The sequence below is a fragment of the Tepidimonas taiwanensis genome (assembly GCF_020162115.1).
GTDB lineage: Bacteria > Pseudomonadota > Gammaproteobacteria > Burkholderiales > Burkholderiaceae_C > Tepidimonas > Tepidimonas taiwanensis.
In genome coordinates this window covers 1,364,916-1,384,599 of record NZ_CP083911.1, presented here as the reverse complement: position 1 = coordinate 1,384,599, position 19,684 = coordinate 1,364,916, and the positions used below count along the sequence as shown (strand labels likewise).

16 protein-coding genes are annotated in these 19,684 nt (G+C 69.2%); 10 read left to right on the top strand and 6 right to left on the bottom strand.

Translation table 11 applies throughout. From position 1 onward, the window contains the following. Positions 1 to 14: 14 nt before the first annotated feature. Positions 15 to 2,831, top strand: a complete 2,817-nt coding sequence (gene polA, locus LCC91_RS06340) for a DNA polymerase I (protein ID WP_143897370.1) — start codon at positions 15 to 17, stop codon at positions 2,829 to 2,831. Between the two features lie 192 nt (positions 2,832 to 3,023). Here polA and LCC91_RS13880 read toward each other — a convergent pair whose 3' ends face one another. From LCC91_RS13880 to LCC91_RS06310, 4 genes are all read right to left on the bottom strand, one after another. Further along, the gene (locus LCC91_RS13880) at positions 3,024 to 4,601 is read right to left on the bottom strand and encodes a methyl-accepting chemotaxis protein (protein ID WP_143897371.1); all 1,578 of its coding nucleotides are present in this window, start codon (positions 4,599 to 4,601) and stop codon (positions 3,024 to 3,026) included. Positions 4,602 to 5,015: 414 nt separating this feature from the next. Beyond that, positions 5,016 to 5,897 carry a sulfurtransferase gene (locus LCC91_RS06320; protein WP_043699108.1) on the bottom strand — a complete coding sequence of 294 codons (882 nt, stop codon included), beginning with the start codon at positions 5,895 to 5,897 and terminating at the stop codon, positions 5,016 to 5,018. Beyond that, positions 5,894 to 6,808, bottom strand: a complete 915-nt coding sequence (locus LCC91_RS06315; protein WP_043699181.1) for a DMT family transporter — start codon at positions 6,806 to 6,808, stop codon at positions 5,894 to 5,896. The genes LCC91_RS06320 and LCC91_RS06315 overlap by 4 nt, the downstream gene beginning before the upstream one ends. 59 nt (positions 6,809 to 6,867) lie before the next feature. Next, positions 6,868 to 8,028, bottom strand: a complete 1,161-nt coding sequence (locus LCC91_RS06310; protein WP_143897372.1) for an aromatic ring-hydroxylating oxygenase subunit alpha — start codon at positions 8,026 to 8,028, stop codon at positions 6,868 to 6,870. Positions 8,029 to 8,304: 276 nt separating this feature from the next. On the opposite strand from LCC91_RS06310, the gene xseB reads away from it, so the two are divergent. The 7 genes from xseB (at position 8,305) to dut (ending at position 15,910) form a co-directional block, all read left to right on the top strand. Continuing rightward, positions 8,305 to 8,571 carry an exodeoxyribonuclease VII small subunit gene (xseB, locus tag LCC91_RS06305; RefSeq protein ID WP_143897373.1) on the top strand — a complete coding sequence of 89 codons (267 nt, stop codon included), beginning with the start codon at positions 8,305 to 8,307 and terminating at the stop codon, positions 8,569 to 8,571. Beyond that, positions 8,568 to 9,506, top strand: a complete 939-nt coding sequence (locus LCC91_RS06300; RefSeq protein WP_143897374.1) for a polyprenyl synthetase family protein — start codon at positions 8,568 to 8,570, stop codon at positions 9,504 to 9,506. The genes xseB and LCC91_RS06300 overlap by 4 nt, the downstream gene beginning before the upstream one ends. Positions 9,507 to 9,619: 113 nt before the next feature. Next, positions 9,620 to 11,524: a 1-deoxy-D-xylulose-5-phosphate synthase gene (gene dxs, locus LCC91_RS06295; protein WP_143897375.1), complete on the top strand. Its 1,905-nt coding sequence runs from the start codon at positions 9,620 to 9,622 to the stop codon at positions 11,522 to 11,524. A 191-nt stretch (positions 11,525 to 11,715) separates the two neighbouring features. Next, positions 11,716 to 12,795 carry a TRAP transporter substrate-binding protein gene (locus LCC91_RS06290; protein WP_143897376.1) on the top strand — a complete coding sequence of 360 codons (1,080 nt, stop codon included), beginning with the start codon at positions 11,716 to 11,718 and terminating at the stop codon, positions 12,793 to 12,795. 165 nt (positions 12,796 to 12,960) lie between these two features. Further along, a complete protein-coding gene (locus tag LCC91_RS06285; RefSeq protein ID WP_143897377.1) occupies positions 12,961 to 13,572 on the top strand; it encodes a TRAP transporter small permease subunit in 612 nt (203 codons plus the stop codon). Positions 13,573 to 13,591: 19 nt separating this feature from the next. Beyond that, entirely contained in the window at positions 13,592 to 15,400 is a 1,809-nt protein-coding gene (locus LCC91_RS06280) for a TRAP transporter large permease (RefSeq protein ID WP_143897393.1), read from the top strand. Positions 15,401 to 15,460: 60 nt separating this feature from the next. Further along, complete coding sequence (gene dut, locus LCC91_RS06275) at positions 15,461 to 15,910, top strand: dUTP diphosphatase (protein WP_143897394.1); 450 nt, start codon at positions 15,461 to 15,463, stop codon at positions 15,908 to 15,910. A gap of 68 nt (positions 15,911 to 15,978) precedes the next feature. Here dut and LCC91_RS06270 read toward each other — a convergent pair whose 3' ends face one another. Further along, on the bottom strand, positions 15,979 to 16,476 hold the full coding sequence (locus LCC91_RS06270; RefSeq protein WP_143897378.1) for an FKBP-type peptidyl-prolyl cis-trans isomerase: 498 nt from the start codon (positions 16,474 to 16,476) through the stop codon (positions 15,979 to 15,981). A 140-nt stretch (positions 16,477 to 16,616) separates the two neighbouring features. On the opposite strand from LCC91_RS06270, the gene LCC91_RS06265 reads away from it, so the two are divergent. Further along, positions 16,617 to 17,714 carry a JmjC domain-containing protein gene (locus LCC91_RS06265; RefSeq protein ID WP_224441071.1) on the top strand — a complete coding sequence of 366 codons (1,098 nt, stop codon included), beginning with the start codon at positions 16,617 to 16,619 and terminating at the stop codon, positions 17,712 to 17,714. Positions 17,715 to 17,901: 187 nt separating this feature from the next. Beyond that, positions 17,902 to 18,156: a hypothetical protein gene (locus tag LCC91_RS06260; protein WP_143897380.1), complete on the top strand. Its 255-nt coding sequence runs from the start codon at positions 17,902 to 17,904 to the stop codon at positions 18,154 to 18,156. A 127-nt stretch (positions 18,157 to 18,283) separates the two neighbouring features. Here the strand turns inward: LCC91_RS06260 and argA are convergent, their stop codons facing one another. Beyond that, entirely contained in the window at positions 18,284 to 19,630 is a 1,347-nt protein-coding gene (argA, locus tag LCC91_RS06255; protein WP_143897381.1) for an amino-acid N-acetyltransferase, read from the bottom strand. Positions 19,631 to 19,684: the final 54 nt, after the last annotated feature.

Sequence of the window (19,684 nt, the reverse complement as noted above, 5' to 3'; positions counted from 1 at the left end):
GGCACAATAGCGCGATGAGCGAAACGACGAGCGATCGCGCCCCCGGGGCCCCGCTGCTGGTGCTGGTGGACGGCTCCAGCTACCTCTACCGTGCTTTTCACGCGATGCCCGATCTGCGGGCCAACCCGGACGACCCGACCAGCCCGCCGACCGGCGCGATCCGCGGCATCCTCAACATGCTGCAGGCGCTGCAGAAAGAACACCCGACCGACCACCTGGCGGTGGTGTTCGACGCCTCCGGCCCCACCTTCCGCGACGCGCTGTACCCGGCGTACAAGGCGCACCGCGCGCCGATGCCGGACGACCTGCGCGCACAGATCGAGCCGATCCACGAGGTGATCCGCCTGCAGGGCTGGCCGGTGCTGGTGGTGCCCGGCGTCGAGGCCGACGACGTCATCGGCACGCTGGCGCGCACGGCCGCACGGCAGGGCTGGCGCGTGATCGTGGCCAGCGGCGACAAGGACTTGAGCCAGCTCGTCGACGAGCGCATCACCATCGTCGACACGATGAGCGGCAAGGTGCGCGACGTCGCCGGGGTGGAGGCGGAGTTCGGCGTGCCGCCGCGCCTGATGGTGGACTATCAGACGCTGGTCGGCGACGCCATCGACAACGTGCCCGGCGTCGACAAGGTGGGGCCGAAGACCGCCGCCAAGTGGCTGCAGACCTACGGCTCGCTCGACGCCATCGTCGCGCACGCACACGAGATCAAAGGCGCCGTGGGCGAGCACCTGCGCCGCGCGCTCGACTGGCTGCCCACGGGGCGGCAATTGCTGACCATCCGCACCGACTGCGACCTGGCTGAATACGTCCCAGGGTGGCCGTCGCTGCAGGCGCTGCAGCGCCGCGCGCCGGACACCGATGCGCTGCGCGCGTTTTACGAGCGCTACGGGTTTAAGTCCCTGGCGCGTGCGCTGGCCGACGCCGGCCGCCGCCCATCCGGTGCTGCCCACGCGGCCGGGGGCGATCCGATGCCGCGGGGGCTGTTCGACGAGCCCGAGGCTGCGCCGACGGCGTCCACCGCGGCGGCACTGCGCGTCGAGGTCGTGCGCGACGCCGCTGCGCTGCAGCGCTGGGTCGATCGCCTGCGCGCGGCGCCGCTCGTCGCGCTGGACACCGAAACCACGTCGCTCGACGAGCAACAGGCGCGGCTGGTGGGGATGTCGTTTGCCGTCACGCCGGGCGAGGCGGCGTACGTGCCGCTGGCGCACACCGGCCCGGGCGCGGAGGAGGGCCAGCTGCCGCTGGACGAGGCGCTCGCGCTGCTGCGGCCGTGGCTGGAGGACGCCGCCGCGCCCAAAGTCGGACAAAACACCAAGTACGACCGCCACGTGCTCGCCAACCACGGCATCACCGTGCGCGGGTATGTGCACGACACGCTGCTGCAGAGCTACGTGCTGGAGGTGCACCGCCCGCACGGCCTCGACAGCCTGGCCGAGCGCCACCTCGGGCGGCGCGGGCTGAGCTACGAGGACGTCTGCGGCAAAGGCGCGGCGCAGATCCCGTTTGCGCAGGTGCCCGTCGAGCGCGCGGCCCAGTACGCCGGCGAGGACGCCGAGATGTGCCTGGCCGTGCACCACGTGCTGTGGCCGCGGCTGCAGGCGCAGCCGGCGCTGCAGCGCATCTACGAACTGGAGCTCGCGGTCAGCGACGTGCTGTGGCGCATGGAGCGGCACGGCGTGCTCGTCGACGCCGATGCGCTGCGCGCACAGAGCGCCGCGCTCGGCGAGCGCATCGCGGCGCTGGAGGCCGAGGCGCACGCGCTCGCCGGCCGACCGTTCAACCTCGGCTCGCCCAAGCAGATCGGCGATCTGCTGTTTGGCGAGCTGGGTCTGCCCGTGGTGAAAAAAACCGCCACCGGTGCCCCCAGCACCGACGAGGAGGTGCTGGAAAAATTGGCCGAGGACTACCCGCTGCCCGCGCTGCTGCTGCAGCACCGCAGCTTGTCCAAGCTCAAGAGCACCTACACCGACAAGCTGCCCACCATGATCCACCCGGTCACCGGGCGCGTGCACACCCACTACGCGCAGGCGGTGGCGGTGACCGGGCGGCTCGCCAGCAACGAGCCCAATCTGCAAAACATCCCCGTGCGCACGCCCGAGGGGCGGCGCATCCGCGAGGCATTCGTCGCGCCGCCTGGCTGGTGCATCGCCAGCGCCGACTACTCGCAGATCGAGCTGCGCATCATGGCGCACCTGAGCGAAGACGCCGCGCTGCTGCGCGCCTTTGCCGAGGGGCAGGACGTGCACCGCGCCACCGCGGCCGAGGTGTTCGGCGTGGCCCCGGCGCTCGTCACGCCCGAGCAGCGCCGCTACGCCAAGACGATCAACTTCGGCCTGATTTATGGCATGAGCGCCTACGGGCTGGCCAAGGCGCTGGGCATCGACGCCACCGCCGCCAAGAACTACATCGAGCGCTACTTCGAGCGCTTCGCCGGCGTGCGCGCGTACATGGAGCGCACGCGCGAGCAGGCGCGCGAGCGCGGCTACGTGGAAACCGTCTTCGGGCGGCGGCTGTACCTGCCGGAAATCCGCTCGCCCAACGGGCCGCGGCGCGCCGCGGCCGAACGCGCCGCGATCAACGCCCCGATGCAGGGCACGGCCGCCGACCTCATCAAGATGAGCATGGTGGCGGTGCAGCACGCGCTGGACGACGCGGGGCGGCAGGCGCGGCTGATCCTGCAGGTGCACGACGAACTGGTGTTCGAGGTGCCGCCGGACGACATCGACTGGGTGCGCACCGAGGTGCCGCGTCTGATGGCCGCCGTGGCCACGCTGCGCGTGCCGCTGGTGGCCGAGGTGGGCGTGGGCCCGAACTGGGAGCGCGCGCACTGAGCCACGGGCGGGTCGCTGTAGCCGGCCGCGAGGGAGCGGGGCACGAGGGAGCGGGGCACGAGGGCCATCGTGGCCGCCGGCCACCCGCCATTTGAGCGTCGCCGGGCGCTGCCCGTCGCCGTGCCGCGGGGGGCGAGGCGGTCGGCGGCCGATTGGGCAGCCGATTGGGCGGCGCCCGGTGCGGTCATCGCGTCACCCCAGCCGAAACCGCGCCACCTGCTGTTTCAGGTGTTCTGCCTGTTCGCGCAGGGCGGCGGCGGCGGCGGACGCTTCCTCCACGAGCGCGGCGTTTTGCTGCGTGACGCCATCCATCAGCGCGACGGCCTGGTTGATCTGGCCGAGCCCGTCGGCCTGTTCGGCACTGGAGGTGGCGATCTGGCGCATCAGCTCGGTGACGCGCTCGATGCTGTGCACGATTTCGGCCATCGTGGCCCCCGCGGCGTCGACCTGTTCCTTGCCCGCGGCGACGGTGGTGACGGAGGCGTCGATCAGGGCCTTGATCTCGCGTGCGGCCTCGGCGCTGCGGCTGGCGAGGTTGCGCACCTCGGACGCGACGACCGCAAAGCCGCGGCCCGCCTCGCCGGCGCGCGCGGCTTCCACCGCAGCGTTGAGGGCCAGAATGTTGGTCTGGAACGCGATGCCGTCGATGACGCTGATGATGTTGGCGATGCGCTGCGACGATTCGTTGATGCCGTTCATCGTCTCCACGACCTGCCGCACGACCGCACCGCCGCGCTCCGCGACGGCGGAGGCCTTTTCGGCCATCTCGTCGGCCTGACGCGCGTTGGCGGCATTCTGGTGCACGGTGCTGTTGAGCTGTTCGGTGGCCGAGGCGGTCTGCTCGAGCGAACTGGCCTGTTGCTCGGTGCGCTGCGACAGGTCCAGCGTGCCGCTGGCGACCTGGCCCGCCGCCGCGGCGATGCTGTCGGCCGCCGACACGACACTGCCGATGAGGTCGCGCAGGCCGCGGCGCATCGTCTCCATCTGCTGCAGCAGGTGCGTGATCTCGTCGCTGCCGGTGGCCGTGACGGGGCGCGAGAGGTCGCCCGCGGCGATCGCCGAGGCGGTCTCATCCGCGATCCGAAAGCCGGCCGACATGCGGCGTTGGGTGGCGACCATCAGCGCGGTCATCGGCAGCGCGCCGAGCAGGATGGCCGCGATCACCAGTGCCCAGTTGAGCTGGTAGCGCCGCTCGGCGATGGCGGCCTCCTCCTCGGCTTTCTTGAGCTGGTAGTTGCGCAGCGCCTCCATCGCCTTGACGAACGCGGTGCCTTCGGTGCGACCGGCGACGAGGAAGGCCTGCATCACGTCGACGCCGAAATTCTCGGCGCGGATGGCGTCGAGCGCCTGATCACGCTTGGCCTGCCAGGCTTTGCCCGTCGCGGCGACCGCCTCGTACAGGCGCCGCTCCTCGTCGTTCATCATCGGCAGCGTGTCCTCGTTGCGTTTTTGCGCCGCGTTGTTCGATTCGCGCTGCGCCGCGATCGCGTCCAAGTGCATCGAGGTGGGGTGGTCGTGCAGGGAGCGTGTCGGGCTGTCCGGCGCGTGCTGGAACGCCAGCAGCACGTGCAGCCGGTTGTCGTAGAAGTTGTGCAGCATCGTCGCCAGCGACTCGGCCACCGCCATGCGGTGCGCGTGGATTTCGCGCAGGCTGGTCTTGGCGTTGTACAGCCCCCACAGGCCGGAGGCGACCACCAGGGCAAGGACGATGAGATAGCCGACGATGACGGCAAAAACCCGTTGGGTGAGGCGCAGGCGGTCGAACAGCATGGTGCAGGTGGTGGGGGCGGGATATCCCTGGGGCGCGCACGGTCAACGGCGACGTCTACCGAGCGTGGCGTGCCGAGCATACAACATGAACTTGGCAGAAAACATTGGAACAAACGCCGAAACAGCGGCCTCACGACACGTCCCGTCCCCACGCCGCACGATACGGATCACACCCACGACAGCGAGGAGACAGTCGATAGACACAGCAGATCAGATCCGCGGTGCCCAGGCGCTCGGGTTTTCGCCCGAGCGACTCATCTTTGAGATGGCCGAGGTGGAGAAAATCCGCGACCAGCAGCACGCGCTGTCCATCGCGCGCGACTACCAGCAGCGCGGGTTTCTGACGGCGATAGACGAGTTCAGCGCCGCCTATTCGGGGCTGAACCTACTGGCGCGCGTGATCGGGCGCACGTGTCAGACGGCCCGCGCGCACGGCAGCCCGGGCGTCGTGCACCACTCGCTCCAGCTGCCGGCAAAGAGCGCGGGCTCGGGCAACACGGCGACGCGCATGGCGAGAACATGGGGGATGGCGCTGACGCCGCTGCCGCAGTACGCGACGACGGTGGCCGGGTCGCGGCCGGCGAGCAATGCAGTCCACTCGGCGCGCAGTTGCGCGGCCTGCTTGTAGCGCCCGTCGGGGCCGAAGTTGTCCGTCCAGGGGCGGTTGAGCGCGCCAGGGATGTGGCCGGCCACCGGGTCCAGCGGCTCGGCCTCGCCGCGGTAGCGGGCTGGGGCGCGGGCGTCGACCAGCGTCTGGTGCGGGCGGCCCAGATGCCGCGCGACGTCGTCGAGCGTACGCAGCGTGACGAGCGGCTCGGCGAGCGCGAAATCCCCGGCGGCAGGGACGGGTGCGTCCCCGCTGGCCACCGCGCCACCCGCCGCCAGCCACGCCGCCCAGCCGCCGTCGAGCACCGCCACCGGGGCGTGGCCGCACCAGCGCAGCATCCACCACAGCCGCCCGCCCACCATGCCGCCCTGGCGGTCATACACGACCACGGGTTCGTCGCAGCGCAGCCCCCAGCGGCGCAGGCGCTCGGCCACCACCTCGCGCGCGGGCAGCGGATGGCGGCCGCCACTGGCGGCAGGGACGCCGGCGCCGGCGCTCAAATCGTCGTCCAGGTGGACGTAGTGGGCGCCCGGGATGTGCCCCTGCCGGTACTGCGCGCGACCGGCCGCCGGGTCGGTCAGCTCGAAGCTGCAGTCGAACACCCGTGTCGGTGCGCCGCGCGCAAGCCGTTCGCGCAGCGCCTCGGCCGTGATCAGGGGGCAGGACAGGTCGTCGCGGTGGGGCGTCATGCGTGTTCCTCGGCCGGCAGGCGCGGCACGGCGCGCTCGCGCAGGAAGGTGGCGGCGATGCCGCTGCCGACGATCAGCGCCATGCCGACCCAGCCGAGCAGCGGCAGCCGATCACCGAACACCACGAGGCCGTACAGCGCCGCGAATGCGATGCCCGAGTATTGCAGATTGGCGACGACCAGCGTGGCGCCGCTGGCGTACGCGCGCGTCATGCACAACTGGCCCAGCACCGCGAGCAGCCCGATCGGGATCAGCCACAGCGCCGCGGGGGTGTTCAAGGGGCTGGCACCGACGATGGCGGTGCCGGCAAAGCCGACGACGGCCGCACCCAGCGAGAAGTAAAACACCGTGCGGCTCTCGGGCTCGCCGGCGCGCGACAATGCCGCGACCTGCATATACGCGAGGGCCGACGTCAGCCCGGACAGCAACCCCGACAGGCCGCCGAGGGCCGCCGTGCCGTCGAACGTCGGGCGCAGCACGAGCGCCACGCCGCCGAAGCCGATGAGCACCGTGAGAAACAGTGGTGTCTGGTCCCGCAGCGGCTGGCTGCCGCGCTGCAGCAGCAGCGCGCCGCCCAGCAGGAAGGCCGCGACCCAGACGCTGCTCATGTAGTTGAGCGTCATCGCGGTGGCCAGCGGCAGTTGCGCGATCGCATAGAACCACGCCAGCAGCGAGATCGTGCCGACGATGGTGCGCCACAGGTGCATCAGCGGCACGCGCGTCGCCAGCGACACGCCGCGCGCGCGCGTGAGCGCGAGCAAAAACAGCAGGCCGATCAGCCCGCGGTACCCGACGACTTCGAAGCTGTGGAAGTGGCTGGAGGCGAACTTGATGCACACCCCCATCGACGCGAACAAAAACGCGCCCAACACCATCCACAGCGCCTGGGCCGGGCGCGCGGCGGGACGCATGGCCGGGCGCGGTGGGGCTACCACCCCGCCGCCCGGACCCGGCGGCGCGGGGCGCCGCATCAAACGCTGCCGCCCGCGGGCATGCCCATCTTGGCGCGGTACCACTCGTGGAAGTGCTGCATGCCGTCTTCCATCGGGCTTTGGTACGGCCCCACTTCACTGGTGCCGCGCTGCAGCAGCGCCTTGCGCCCGGCGTCCATGCGCTCGGCGATCTCGTCGTCCTCCACCGCGGTTTCCATGTAGGCCGCGCGCTGCGCCTCCATGAACTCCGGCTCGAACGCGGCGATTTCCTCGGGGTAGTAGAACTCGACGAGGTTGAGCGTCTTGTCCACCGCGATCGGGTGCAGCGTCGAGACGGTGAGCACGTGCGGGTACCACTCCACCATGATGTGCGGGTAGTAGGTCAGCCACACGGCGCCGTGCTCGGGCAGCTGGCCGTCGCGGTGGCGCATCAGCACCTCGTGCCAGCGCTGGTAGACGGGGCTGCCGGCCTTGGCGGCGAGGTTTTGCACGCCCACCGTCTGCACCGAGTATTCACGCGCGAACTGCCAGCGCAGGTCATCGCAGGTGACGAAGTTGCCGAGGCCCGGGTGGAAGGGCACGACGTGGTAGTCCTCCAGGTAGACCTCGATGAAGGTCTTCCAGTTGTAGTTGCACTCGTGCAGCTCCACGTGGCCGAGCACCATGCCTTCGAAGTTGAAGGCGTTGCCCACGGCCATGCCGGCGAGGTCCGCGGCGATGTCGCGGCCGTTGTCCTCGAACAGCAGCCCGTTCCACTCGCGCAGCCGCCAGCGCTGCAGGTTCAGGCACGGGTCCTGCGCGAAGTGCGGCGCGCCGACGAGGGTGCCGACCTCCATCATGCCGTTGAGCCCGCCGCTGTAGGTCCAGCGGTGTAGCGGGCAGACGATGTGCCCGCCGGCGTGTGCCTTGCCGTCCTGCAGCAGGTTGCCGCGGCCCTTGAGCATCACGGCCTGCCGGTGGCGGCAGACGTTGCTGACGAGCTCGACGCCGCGCTCGGTGCGCACGAGCGCGCGGCCTTCCCCTTCCTGCGGCAGGGCGAAGTAGTCCCCCACGTTCGGAACCGCGTTGGCGTGCCCCACATAGCGGGGCCCGGACTGAAAGATCGTCTGCAGCTCGCGCTCGAACAGCGCCTCATCGAAATAGACGGACACCGGCAGTTGGCTCTCGGCCTGCTGCAATGGAAGACTCAAATCAGACATGATGATCCTGACCTCAGACTCCCCGAGGGGAAACAAGCGCTTGCACGACGCGATGGCGGTTGGGCGCGGGGTTGGCGAGAAACACCTCCTTGTGGGGTGAAAGCATTGTCCCCCGTCGGCCCAAGACCGGACCGCGGGGGACATAGAAATTGTACCCCGCCGCCGTCGCGGGGGCAACCGACTACAATGGCCAATCCTTGAGCCGGATCAAATATCCGTCGTGTCCGGGGCGGCCGCGCCGCGACCCGTCACCGGCCGACGGCAACCCTTTGCACCATGGCACGCACACCCGCTAGCGCTTCCGCCGAGTCCCCCGCGCCCCCGTCGCCGATGCCGGCGACGTACGAGGCCGCGGTGCAGGAGCTGGAGGCGCTGGTGGCGCGGCTGGAATCGGGCCAGATGCCGCTGGATGAACTGCTGGGCGCGTACCAGCGCGCGTCCGCGCTGCTCGCGTACTGCCGCAGCCGGCTGGAGGCGGTGGAGCAGCAGATCCGCGTGGTGGAGGAAAGCGGCCAGACGCGCGCGTGGGAGCCCGGCGCATGAGCGACGCGGTGGTGAGCACGGCGTCCGGGGCGGACGCGCAGGCCATGACCGATTGGATCGGGCGCCGCCTCGCGCAGATGGAGGCGTGGCTGGCGGCACGGCTGCCGGCCGACGCGCCCGGCGGCCTGGCCGAGGCGATGCGCTACGCCGTGCTCGACGGCGGCAAGCGCCTGCGGCCGCTGCTGGTGCTGGCGGCGTGGGAGGCCGTGGCCGACGCCGAGCCGGCGCCGGAGGCGCCCGTGTGGTGGGCGGCGGGTGCGGTGGAGTTGATCCACGCGTATTCGCTGGTGCACGACGACCTGCCGTGCATGGACGACGACGTGCTGCGCCGCGGCAAGCCGACCGTGCACGTGCGCTTCGGCGAGGCGCTGGCACTGCTGGCCGGCGACGCGCTGCAGGCGCTGGCGTTCGAATGGCTGGTGGCGCCCGCGTGGGCGCAGCGCGAGCCGGCGCTCGCGGTGGCGCTGGCGCGGGAACTCGCGCTGGCGGCCGGTGCCGGCGGTATGGCCGGCGGGCAGGCGATCGATCTGGCGGTCGTCGGCCAACGGATGGATCAGGCGGCGCTGGAGGACATGCACCGGCGCAAAACCGGTGCGCTGTTGCTGGCGAGTGTGCGCATGGGGGCGCTGAGTGCCGGTGCCGACGCCGCGACGCTCGCGGCGCTGGATCGCTATGGCCGCGCGCTCGGGCTGGCGTTTCAGGTCATCGACGACGTGCTCGACGCGACGGCCGATTCGGCCACGCTGGGCAAGACCGCGGGCAAGGACGCGCGGGCGGACAAGCCCACGTTCGTGTCGCTGCTGGGGGTGGGGTCCGCACGGGCATACGCCGAGCGGCTGCTGGCCGAGGCGCTGGCGGCGCTGGCGGGCTTGCCCGCGCACGCCACGCCGCGGCTGGCCGCGCTGGCGCGCTGGGTCGTGCAGCGCCAACACTGACGGCGTCATCCGACAGGGAAGCCAACAGGCCGGAGCGGGAAGGAGCCAGCGGGGAGGGCGCCACCGGGGTCATCGATGAACCCGTGGCCGCAACGATCATCCGAGGATTCATCATGAGTGGACTGCTGTCGACCATCGATTCGCCGCACGATCTGCGGCGGCTGCCGCGCACGCAGTTGCGCCCGCTGGCGGATGAGCTGCGCGAGTTCCTGGTGCAGACCGTGTCGCGCACCGGCGGCCATTTCAGCTCCAACCTCGGGACGGTGGAGCTGACCATCGCCGTGCACTATGTGTTCGATACGCCGCACGACCGGCTGGTGTGGGACGTCGGCCACCAGACCTATCCCCACAAGATCCTCACCGGGCGGCGCGAGCGCATGCACACGCTGCGTCAGCTGGGGGGCATCAGCGGTTTTCCGGTGCGCAGCGAAAGCGAATACGACGCCTTCGGCACGGCACACTCGTCGACCAGTATCTCGGCTGCGCTGGGCATGGCGCTGGCGGCACAGGCCAAAGGCGAGCGGCGCCGGGCCATTGCCATCATTGGCGACGGCGCGATGACCGCCGGCATGGCGTTCGAGGCGCTCAACAACGCCGGGGTGACCAAGGCGCCGCTGCTGGTCATCCTGAACGACAACGACATGTCGATCAGCCCGCCGGTCGGGGCCCTCAACCGCTACCTGGCGCAGTTGATGAGCGGGCGCTTCTACGCCGCCGCCAAGCAGGTAGGCAAGCAGGTGCTCAGCGTCGCGCCGCCGCTGTTGGAGCTGGCGCGGCGCTTCGAAGAGCACGCCAAGGGCATGGTGGTGCCCGCCACCTTGTTCGAAAAATTTGGTTTCAACTACATCGGCCCCATCGACGGGCACGACCTCGACTCGCTGATTCCCACGCTGGAAAACATCCGTCGGCTGCTCGACGATGGGGCAGGCCCCCAGTTTTTGCATGTGGTCACGAAAAAGGGGCAGGGCTACAAACTGGCGGAGGCCGACCCCATCGCCTACCACGGCCCGGGTAAGTTCGATCCCGCGGTGGGGCTGGTGCCGCCCGCCCAGCCGCCCAAGCCGACGTTTTCCCAGGTCTTTGGCCGCTGGTTGTGCGACATGGCCGAGCGCGACAAGCGGCTGGTGGGCATCACACCGGCGATGCGCGAGGGCTCGGGCATGGTGGAGTTCCATCAGCGCTTTCCCGATCGGTATTACGACGTGGGGATTGCCGAGCAGCACGCGGTGACGTTTGCCGCGGGACTCGCGTGCGAAGGGCTCAAGCCCGTGGTGGCGATTTACTCGACGTTTTTGCAGCGCGCCTACGACCAGGCGATCCACGACGTGGCGCTGCAAAACCTGCCGGTGGTATTTGGGCTGGACCGCGCGGGCATCGTCGGGGCCGACGGGCCGACGCACTGCGGCGCGTACGACATCGCGTACCTGCGCTGCATCCCGAACGTGTCGATCGCCTGTCCGTCGGACGAGGCGGAGTGCTACCGGCTGCTGACCACGGCGTTCGAGCAGTCGCACCCGGTGGCGGTGCGGTATCCGCGCGGCGCGGGCATCGGCGCGGCGCTGCCCGCGCAGCCCGAGGCGCTGCCGTTCGGCAGGGGCGAGGTGCGCCGCCGCGGCCGTGGCGTGGCGATCCTGGCGTTTGGCACGCTGCTGCACGCGGCGCTGCAGGCGGCGGAGTCGCTTGGCGCGACGGTGGCCAACATGCGCTGGGCCAAGCCGCTGGATCGCGAATTGGTGTTGGAACTGGCGAACAGCCACGAGGCGCTGGTGACGGTGGAGGAGGGGGCGGCCGCCGGTGGGGCGGGCAGCGCGGTGCTGGAGCTGCTGGCGGAGGCCGGTGTGGTTCGGCCCGCGCTGGTGCTGGGGCTGCCGGACCGCTTCATCGAGCATGGCGACCCGTTGGCGCTGCTGTCGCGCGTGGGGCTGGACGCCGTGGGCATCGAGCGGCGCGTGCGCGAGCGCTTTGGCGATCGTCTGTCGCAGCGCCCGGCCCTGACGGTGGTGGCGGGTGAGCGCTGAGGGCCGCTTGTGAAGCACATTGCACGCGCGTTGAAATCTCTTCATTTCCGCGGCAATGCGGCGGCTCATTAGGGAAAACACGGACGGGTGGCCCAAGGGGCGCGGCATACACTGCCCCCATGAGGTCGATGATGCACTGCGGTAGCGGTCGTGTCATCGACATATCTGAAGTTTTTTGACAAGGAGTGAGCATGGATCGTCGTTCTGTCATCAAGCACGCTGGACTGGCCGGCATTTTGGCGACGGCAGCGGCCCCCGCCGCGCACGCACAACCCACGGTCCGTTGGCGTCTGACGTCGAGCTTTCCGAAGTCGCTCGACACCATCCACGGCGGGGCCCAGGTGTTTGCCGACGCCCTCAAGGCCATGTCCGGAGGAAAGTTCGAGGTGACCGTGCACGCGCCGGGTGAGTTGGTGCCCGCGTTTGGGGTCGTGGACGCTGTGCAGCAGGGCACCGTGGAGGCAGGGCACACGTGCGCGTATTACTACTTCGGCAAGGACGACACGTTTGCCATCGGTACCGCCATTCCGTTTGGCATGAACAGCCGTCAGCTCACCGCGTGGTACTACGAGGGCAACGGCCTGAAGCTGTTCCGGGAGTTTTATGACCAGTACAACATCGTCAACTTCCCTGGTGGCAACACCGGTGCGCAGATGGGCGGCTGGTATCGCAAGGAGATCAAGTCGCCCGAAGATATCAAGGGCTTGAAGATGCGCATCGGCGGCTTTGCCGGCAAGGTGCTCAGCCGCTTGGGAGCCGTGCCGCAAAACATCCCCGGCGGGGAAATTTACCAAGCACTCGAGAAGGGCACCATCGATGCCGCGGAGTGGATTGGGCCCTACGACGACGAGAAGCTGGGCTTTTACAAGGTCGCGAAGAACTACTACTACCCGGGTTGGTGGGAAGGCGGTGCAGAGGTAGATTTCTACATCAACAAGAAGGCGTACAACGATCTCTCCGCTGAGTACAAAGCGATGGTGCAGGCGGCCGCCTCCCACGCGCACGTGGAGATGCAGGCCAAGTACGACGCGCAAAACCCGGCGGCGCTCAAGCGCCTCGTGGCCAACGGTGCCAAGGTGCTGGCGCTGCCGAAGTCGGTGATGGATGCCGCCTTCAAAGAAGCGATGGCGCTGTACGACGAGCTCTCGAAGTCCAACCCGAACTGGCGCAAGGTCTACACCGACTACCGCAACTTCCAGCGCGACGCCAATCTGTGGTTCCGCTTCACCGAAGCGCGCTTCGACAGCTACATGCAAGCGGCCAAACTCTGAGGCGCGACCGTCCGCGGTCGGCGACCCCGCGCAAGCGGGGTTTTTTGTGGGCGGGGGGCACCGCGATCCAGGGGTGCCCCGCACCGGCTTTGGGACGGGAGAGCGGCGCGGCTATACTGCGGCGCTTTCCGCAAGCGGATACCCTGCGACCCGGGGGATAAGGATATGAAAGCTCTGTTGTCTTTCTGTCGCTGGATCGACGCGTTGGGTGAGGCGATCGGCAAGCTGGGCATGTGGCTGATCCTGGCCGCGACGCTGATCAGCACCGGCAACGCGATCGTGCGCAAGGCGTTTTCCATCAGCTCCAACGCCTTTCTGGAGGTGCAGTGGTACCTCTTCGCGGCCGTCTTCATGTTGGGTGGCGGTTACGCCTTCCTGCGCAACGCACACGTGCGCATCGATTTCATCGCTGGCAAGTTTTCCGCACGCACGCGCAACTGGATCGACATCGTCGGCATCGTGGTGTTCGTCTGGCCGCTGTGCTATCTGATGATCACGCTGGGCTGGCCGGTGTTCGAGCGGGCCTGGGTGTCGGGCGAGATGTCGTCCAACGCCGGCGGGCTGATCCGCTGGCCGGTGTATCTGCTGATTCCCGCCGGGTTTGCGCTGCTGGCGCTTCAGAGCGTGAGCGAGCTCATCAAGCGCGTCGCGTTCCTGACCGGACAGGGGCCGGACACGTTGGCGCACAGCGGTTCGAGCGAGGCGCTGGAGACGGCCAAAGCCATCGCCGAGGCGGAGCATGCCCAAGCCCATGGTGGGCCGGGACGCACGAACTGATGCATCCGGGATGACGATCATGGTGGCGTTTCTGACCCAGAATTTTGTCCCGGTGATGTTCGCCGGGCTGCTGCTGTTCCTGCTCAGCGGCTTTCCCGTCGCGTTTGCGCTGGCGGCGACGGGGCTGTCGTTCGGTTTCCTCGGCATGGAGCTGGGCCTGTTCCCGGACACGCTGTTCCAGGCGTTGCCGCTGCGGGTGTTCGGCATCATGCAGAACGAGACGCTGCTGGCGATTCCGTTTTTCACGCTGATGGGGATCATCCTCGAGCGCAGCGGCATGGCCGAAGACCTGCTCGAGACGGTGGGCCAGGTGTTCGGCCCGGTGCGCGGGGGGCTGGCCGTCGCGGTGATCCTGGTGGGCGCGCTGCTGGCGGCGACGACCGGCGTGGTCGCGGCGGCGGTGATCTCGATGGGCCTGATCTCGCTGCCCATCATGCTGCGCTACGGCTACAACCGCACGATCGCCACCGGCACGATCACCGCGTCCGGCACGCTGGCGCAGGCCATCCCGCCGTCGCTGGTGCTGATCGTGCTGGCGGACCAGCTCGGCCGCTCGGTGGGCGACATGTACGCGGGGGCGCTGCTGCCGGCGATGTTGCTGGTGGGCAGTTACCTGTTGTTCATCGTCGCGGTGGCCGTGCTGCGGCCGTCGTGGGTGCCGCCGCTGCCGCCGCAGGCGCGCATTTACACCGAGGTCGACGGCCGCAGCGGCCACCGGTCGCTGTTCGTGCTGCTGCTGATCGCGGCCGTGGCTGGCTGGGCGTGGGCGCAAAACCACGACGCGTTGATGCAGGCGTGGACCGGCCGTGAAGGCCCGTCGCCCGGCGACGAGCGCGTCATCTTTTCGATCGCGATCGCTTCCTTCGTCGCGCTGGGGCTGGCGATCATCAACCGCGTCTCGCGGCTCGGGCTGCTGTCGCGGTTGGCGGAGCGCGTGACCTTCGTGTTGATCCCGCCGTTGATCCTGATTTTCCTCGTGCTCGGCACGATTTTCCTGGGCCTCGCCACGCCCACGGAGGGCGGCGCGATGGGGGCGGTCGGGGCGCTGATCATGGCCGCGGCGCGCCGGTGCCTGAGCTTCGGGCTGCTGAAGCAGGCGCTGGAAAACGCCACCAAGCTCAGCATCTTCGTGCTGTTCATCCTGATTGGCTCGACGGTGTTCAGCTTCACGTTCAACGCGGCCGACGGTCACATCTGGGTCGAACACCTGTTCGACAAGCTGCCGGGCGGGGCGCTGGGCTTCCTGATTTTCGTGAACCTGCTCGTGTTCATCTTGGGCATGTTCATCGACTTCTTCGAGATCGCGTTCATCGTGATCCCGCTGCTGGCACCGGTGGCCGAGAAGATGGGCATCGACCTGATCTGGTTCGGCGTGATCCTGGCGATGAACCTGCAGACGTCGTTTTTGACGCCGCCGTTTGGCTTTGCGCTGTTCTACCTGCGCAGCGTCGCGGCGCGGGAGGACTACACCGACAAGGTTACGGGCCAGCGCATTCCGGCGGTGACGACCGCGCAGATCTACAAGGGGTCGATCGCCTTCATCATCCTGCAGTTGATCATGGTCGCGGTGGTGATCGCATTCCCGGGGCTGGTCACGGACAGCGTCGGCAAGAAGGTCCAGGTCGACGATGCGGCGGTGATGCAGCAGCTCGACCAGCTCAGCGGCGATGGCGAGGCCTCGCCGTGGGGCGAGGAAGAGCCGCCAGCCGAGGGTGAGGACGCACAGCCGCCGGCCGACGGCGCGGCCGAGGAGCCACCCGCCCAGGAGGGCGGCGAGATCGATCCCGTGAAGGCGCTGGAAGAGGCCGCGAAGCAGGGGAAGCAGTGACCGTGCCGCGGTGGTGGGGTGGCCGGAGCTGCCCTGCTGCTGCGCCGGGAAGGGAATGCGATGCGGGTCGAGCTGAAAATCCTGGACGAGCGGCTGCGCGAGCGGCCACCGGCGTACGCCACCCCGGGCAGCGCGGGGGTCGATCTGCGCGCGTGTGTGGACGCGCCGTTGACGCTGGTGCCGGGGGCGTGCGAGCTGGTGCCCACGGGACTGGCCATCCACCTGGCCGACCCGGGTTACGCCGCGCTGATCCTGCCGCGCTCGGGGCTGGGGCACAAGCATGGACTCGTGCTCGGCAACCTGGTCGGGCTCATCGACAGCGACTACCAGGGGCAGCTGATGGTCAGCGCCTGGAACCGCAGTGCCGTCCCGTTCACGATCGAGCCGCTGGAGCGTATCGCGCAGCTCGTGATCGTGCCGGTCGTACAGGCGCGCTTCGAGGTCGTCGAGACCTTTGCTACGGTGACGGCGCGCGGCGAGGGGGGGTACGGCTCCACCGGCCGCGGCTGACGCGGGCCGCGGCGTCCACGGCGCACCGCCCCCCGGGCCGACCGCTGCCGGTGGCTGCGCCGGGCGCGTCAGTCGCCCACGCGCACCTGGAAGAAGCCGCTGCCGGCGCTGCCGCGGCCGACTTCGTCTACGGTTGCCTCGCGCACGTCGTGCACCCGCATCGACAGGCGCAGCGCCATGCCCGCGAGCGGATGGTTGGCATCCAGCACCACGTGGTCCGGGTAAATTTCGCTGACGAAGTAGAGGCGGTCACGTGGCGCATCCGGCGTGCAACCGGGGGGCAGTCCCTCAAACGCCATACCAACCGCCAGTTCTGCCGGGAAGGCCGAGCGCGGCTCCAGATAGATCAATTGGTCGTCGAAGTCGCCGAACGCATCCTTGGGCTCCAGGTGCAGGTCGATGCGGTCACCCGGCGACAGACCGACGAGGGCCTGTTCGATGCTGGCCAGCAGGTCGCGTCCGCCGACCAGAAACTCGACCGGCTCGTCCGATGCGTCGAGCACGTCGCCCATGGTGTCTTTCAGGGTCCAGCTCAGGCTGGCCACGCAGGGAGGGGTGATTTTCATCGGACAATTGTCCCATGACTCGTGCTCGACCGCGCCTTGTATCCCCCGTATCCTCCTCGTCGCCGGCATTGTCCGGCTCCACCACGAATGCCCTGGTGCAGCCCACGCCGTTGCTGGGCGGCCTGTCGCCGAAGCAATTCATGCGCCGGCACTGGCAACGCCGTCCGCTGTTGATCCGGCAGGCGATCCCGGGTTTTCGGGCACCGCTGTCGCGGTCGGCCCTGTTCGCACTGGCCGCCCGCGACGACGTCGAGTCGCGCGTCGTCGAACAGCACCCGCAGGCCGACGACCCGGGCCAGACGTGGCGGTTGCGGCACGGGCCGTTCGACCCGCACGCGCGCCGCGGTCCGCGCGCGCTGCCGCCGCTGTCACGGCCGGGCTGGACCTTGCTCGTGCAGGGGGTCGACCTGCACGACGACGGCGTGCACGCGTTGATGCAGCGTTTCCGCTTCGTGCCCGACGTGCGGCTGGACGACGTGATGATTTCATGGGCGAGCGCCGGAGGCGGCGTCGGGCCGCACTACGACAGCTACGACGTGTTTTTGTTGCAGGCCAGCGGCCGGCGGCGCTGGCGCATCGGACGCCAGCGCGACCTCACGCTGCGCCCGGATCTGCCGTGCAAGATCCTGCAGCGCTTCGAGCCGCAGCACGAGTGGGTGCTGGAACCTGGCGACATGCTCTACCTGCCGCCGCGCTGGGCGCACGACGGCGTGGCCGAGGGGGGCGACTGCATGACGGTGTCGATCGGCTTTCGGGTGCCACAGCGCGGCGGGCTGGCCGCGGAACTGGCGCAGCGCCTGGCCGACGAACACGAGGACGACGTGCTGTACCGCGATCCGCACCAGGGCGCGACGACCGAGCCGGCGCGCATTCCGCCCGCGCTGCACGCTTTCGCGCGCGAGGGGTTGCAGCGCCTGATTGCCGACGAGCGTGGGCTGGCCGTGGCGTTGGGTGAGGTGTTGACGGAACCGAAACCGAGGGTGTGGTTCGAACCCGCGCAGACACCGTGGCAGCCCGGTGCCGTGGTGCTCGACCGGCGCACCCGCATGGCCTACGATGACGATCACGTTTTTATCAACGGCGAGGCGCTGCGCGCCGCTGGCCGCGACGCGCGGCTGATGCGGCGGCTCGCGGACCAGCGACGGCTGGACGCGGACACGGTGGTGCGCGCCAGCGCCGCGGCGCAGCAGGTGCTGGCGCAGTGGTTTGAGGCGGGCTGGTTGCACCGCGAGCTGTGACCCGCGCACGGCCATCGTTACGACTGTTACGATTGCTTACAAGGGTAAACCCTAGGTTCGACCCATAATGCACTGGTTGGGTGCGTGGTCGGAGGGCTGCGCACCAAAACCACGTTGCCGCTCCGTGCCGGCGGGGCGGTGGTTGTGCAACACGGATTGCCGGTTGTCTTATTTGCATCGACCCGCTATGAACAAGAACGCTCTGATTGCCGCTCTGATCGTCGCCGCTGGCCTGGCCGCCTGCGGCAAGAAGGAAGAAGCCGCTGCGCCCGAGGCGGCTCCCGCGCCTGCCGCCGCGCCGGCACCCGCCGACAACGCGCAACAGCCGGCCCAGCAGCCCGCTGGCGACCAGGCGCAACAGCCCGCGGGTGACCAGGCCCAGCAGCCCGCGGGTGACCAGGCCCAGCAGCCCGCGCAGCAGCCCGCTGGCGAGCAGAAGTAATCATTGGTTGACCTGTCCGAGCCCGCTGCGGCGGGCCGGGTGCCGTCTGACCCACACGACACCGCCCCCTCGTGGGGCGGTTGTCGTTTGATGGCGTCCGTTTTTTGGGGCGTTGCCTCGCCGCGGATCAGAGCCGCTTGACCAGCACCTGGCTGCGCCGATCCCAGTCGTATTTGCGCTTGCGCGCCTCGGGCAGCCAGTCGGGGGCGACGGGCTGAAAGCCGCGCTTGAGGAACCAGTGCATGGTGCGCGTGGTGAGCACGAAGATGCTCTCCAGCCCCATGAGCCGGGCGCGCTGTTCGATGCGCTTGAGCAGCTTTTCGCCGTCGCCCTGGCCCTGCGCTTGCGGGGCCACCGTGAGCGACGCCATCTCGCCGGTGCGCGCCTCGGGGTAGGGGTACAGCGCCGCGCAGCCAAAAATCACGCCATCGTGCTCGATGATCGTGTAGTTGGCGATGTCGCGCTCGATTTCGGTGCGGCTGCGCTTGACGAGCGTGCCGTCTTTTTCGAACGGTTCAATCAGTTGCAGAATGCCGCCGACGTCGTCGGCCGTTGCCTCGCGCAGGTGTTCGAGCTTCTCGTCCACCACCATCGTGCCGATGCCGTCGTGTACGTAAACTTCGAGCAACAGCGAGCCGTCCACCGCAAAGGGGATGATGTGGCTGCGCTCGACGCCGCCCTTACAGGCGCGTACGCAGTGCTGCAGGTAAAAGCCCGGGTCGGTCGGCTGCACCGGTGGCGGTCCCTCGGCGAGGATGCGTTCGGCGTCGCGCAGCGGCAGCTCGGTGTCGATCGGGTTGTCGTCACCCGGTGGGTCGAACGGGCGCACGCGGATGCCCGGCACCTCGGTAACGAATATGAGTTTGTCGGCTTGCAGCGCGACGGCGACGCTGGTGGCGACTTCCTCCATGCTGAGGTTGAACGCCTCGCCCGTCGGCGAAAACCCGAACGGCGACAGCAGCACCAGCGCCCCCATGTCCAGCGCGCGCACGATGCCCGCGGTGTCCACCTTGCGCACGACGCCGGAGTGCTGGAAGTCGATCCCGTCGACGATGCCAACCGGCCGCGCGGTGATGAAGTTGCCGGAGATCACGCGCACCGTGGCACCGGCCATCGGCGTGTTGGGCAGCCCCATGCTGAAGGCGGCTTCGATTTCGAAGCGCAGCTGGCCGGCGGCCTCCTGCGCGCAGTCGAGCACCACCGCGTCGGTGATGCGGATGCCGCGGTGGTAGCGCGCCTCGTGCCCCTTGGCGCGCAGCTGCTCGTTGACTTGGGGCCGAAAGCCGTGTACGAGCACGATGCGCACGCCCATGCTCTGGATCAGCGCCAGGTCCTGCACCAGGTTGGGCAGCTTGCCCGCGGCGATGGCCTCGCCCGGCACCCCGACCACGAAGGTTTGGTGGCGGAACTTGTGGATGTACGGGGCCACCGAGCGGAACCAGGGCACGAAGGTGAAGTTGAAGACGGTGGACATCGCGGGGCAGCGGTGTTGGGGCGGATCAGGGGCAGGGACGCGATCACGAACGCA

Coding starts and splice junctions, on each gene's coding strand:
- polA (WP_143897370.1), top strand. CDS start 15: ATGAGCGAAACGACGAGCGATCGCGCCCCCGGGGCCCCGCTGCTGGTG.
- LCC91_RS13880 (WP_143897371.1), bottom strand. CDS start 4,601: ATGCTGTTCGACCGCCTGCGCCTCACCCAACGGGTTTTTGCCGTCATC.
- LCC91_RS06320 (WP_043699108.1), bottom strand. CDS start 5,897: ATGACGCCCCACCGCGACGACCTGTCCTGCCCCCTGATCACGGCCGAG.
- LCC91_RS06315 (WP_043699181.1), bottom strand. CDS start 6,808: ATGCGTCCCGCCGCGCGCCCGGCCCAGGCGCTGTGGATGGTGTTGGGC.
- LCC91_RS06310 (WP_143897372.1), bottom strand. CDS start 8,028: ATGTCTGATTTGAGTCTTCCATTGCAGCAGGCCGAGAGCCAACTGCCG.
- xseB (WP_143897373.1), top strand. CDS start 8,305: ATGGCACGCACACCCGCTAGCGCTTCCGCCGAGTCCCCCGCGCCCCCG.
- LCC91_RS06300 (WP_143897374.1), top strand. CDS start 8,568: ATGAGCGACGCGGTGGTGAGCACGGCGTCCGGGGCGGACGCGCAGGCC.
- dxs (WP_143897375.1), top strand. CDS start 9,620: ATGAGTGGACTGCTGTCGACCATCGATTCGCCGCACGATCTGCGGCGG.
- LCC91_RS06290 (WP_143897376.1), top strand. CDS start 11,716: ATGGATCGTCGTTCTGTCATCAAGCACGCTGGACTGGCCGGCATTTTG.
- LCC91_RS06285 (WP_143897377.1), top strand. CDS start 12,961: ATGAAAGCTCTGTTGTCTTTCTGTCGCTGGATCGACGCGTTGGGTGAG.
- LCC91_RS06280 (WP_143897393.1), top strand. CDS start 13,592: ATGGTGGCGTTTCTGACCCAGAATTTTGTCCCGGTGATGTTCGCCGGG.
- dut (WP_143897394.1), top strand. CDS start 15,461: ATGCGGGTCGAGCTGAAAATCCTGGACGAGCGGCTGCGCGAGCGGCCA.
- LCC91_RS06270 (WP_143897378.1), bottom strand. CDS start 16,476: ATGAAAATCACCCCTCCCTGCGTGGCCAGCCTGAGCTGGACCCTGAAA.
- LCC91_RS06265 (WP_224441071.1), top strand. CDS start 16,617: ATGCGCCGGCACTGGCAACGCCGTCCGCTGTTGATCCGGCAGGCGATC.
- LCC91_RS06260 (WP_143897380.1), top strand. CDS start 17,902: ATGAACAAGAACGCTCTGATTGCCGCTCTGATCGTCGCCGCTGGCCTG.
- argA (WP_143897381.1), bottom strand. CDS start 19,630: ATGTCCACCGTCTTCAACTTCACCTTCGTGCCCTGGTTCCGCTCGGTG.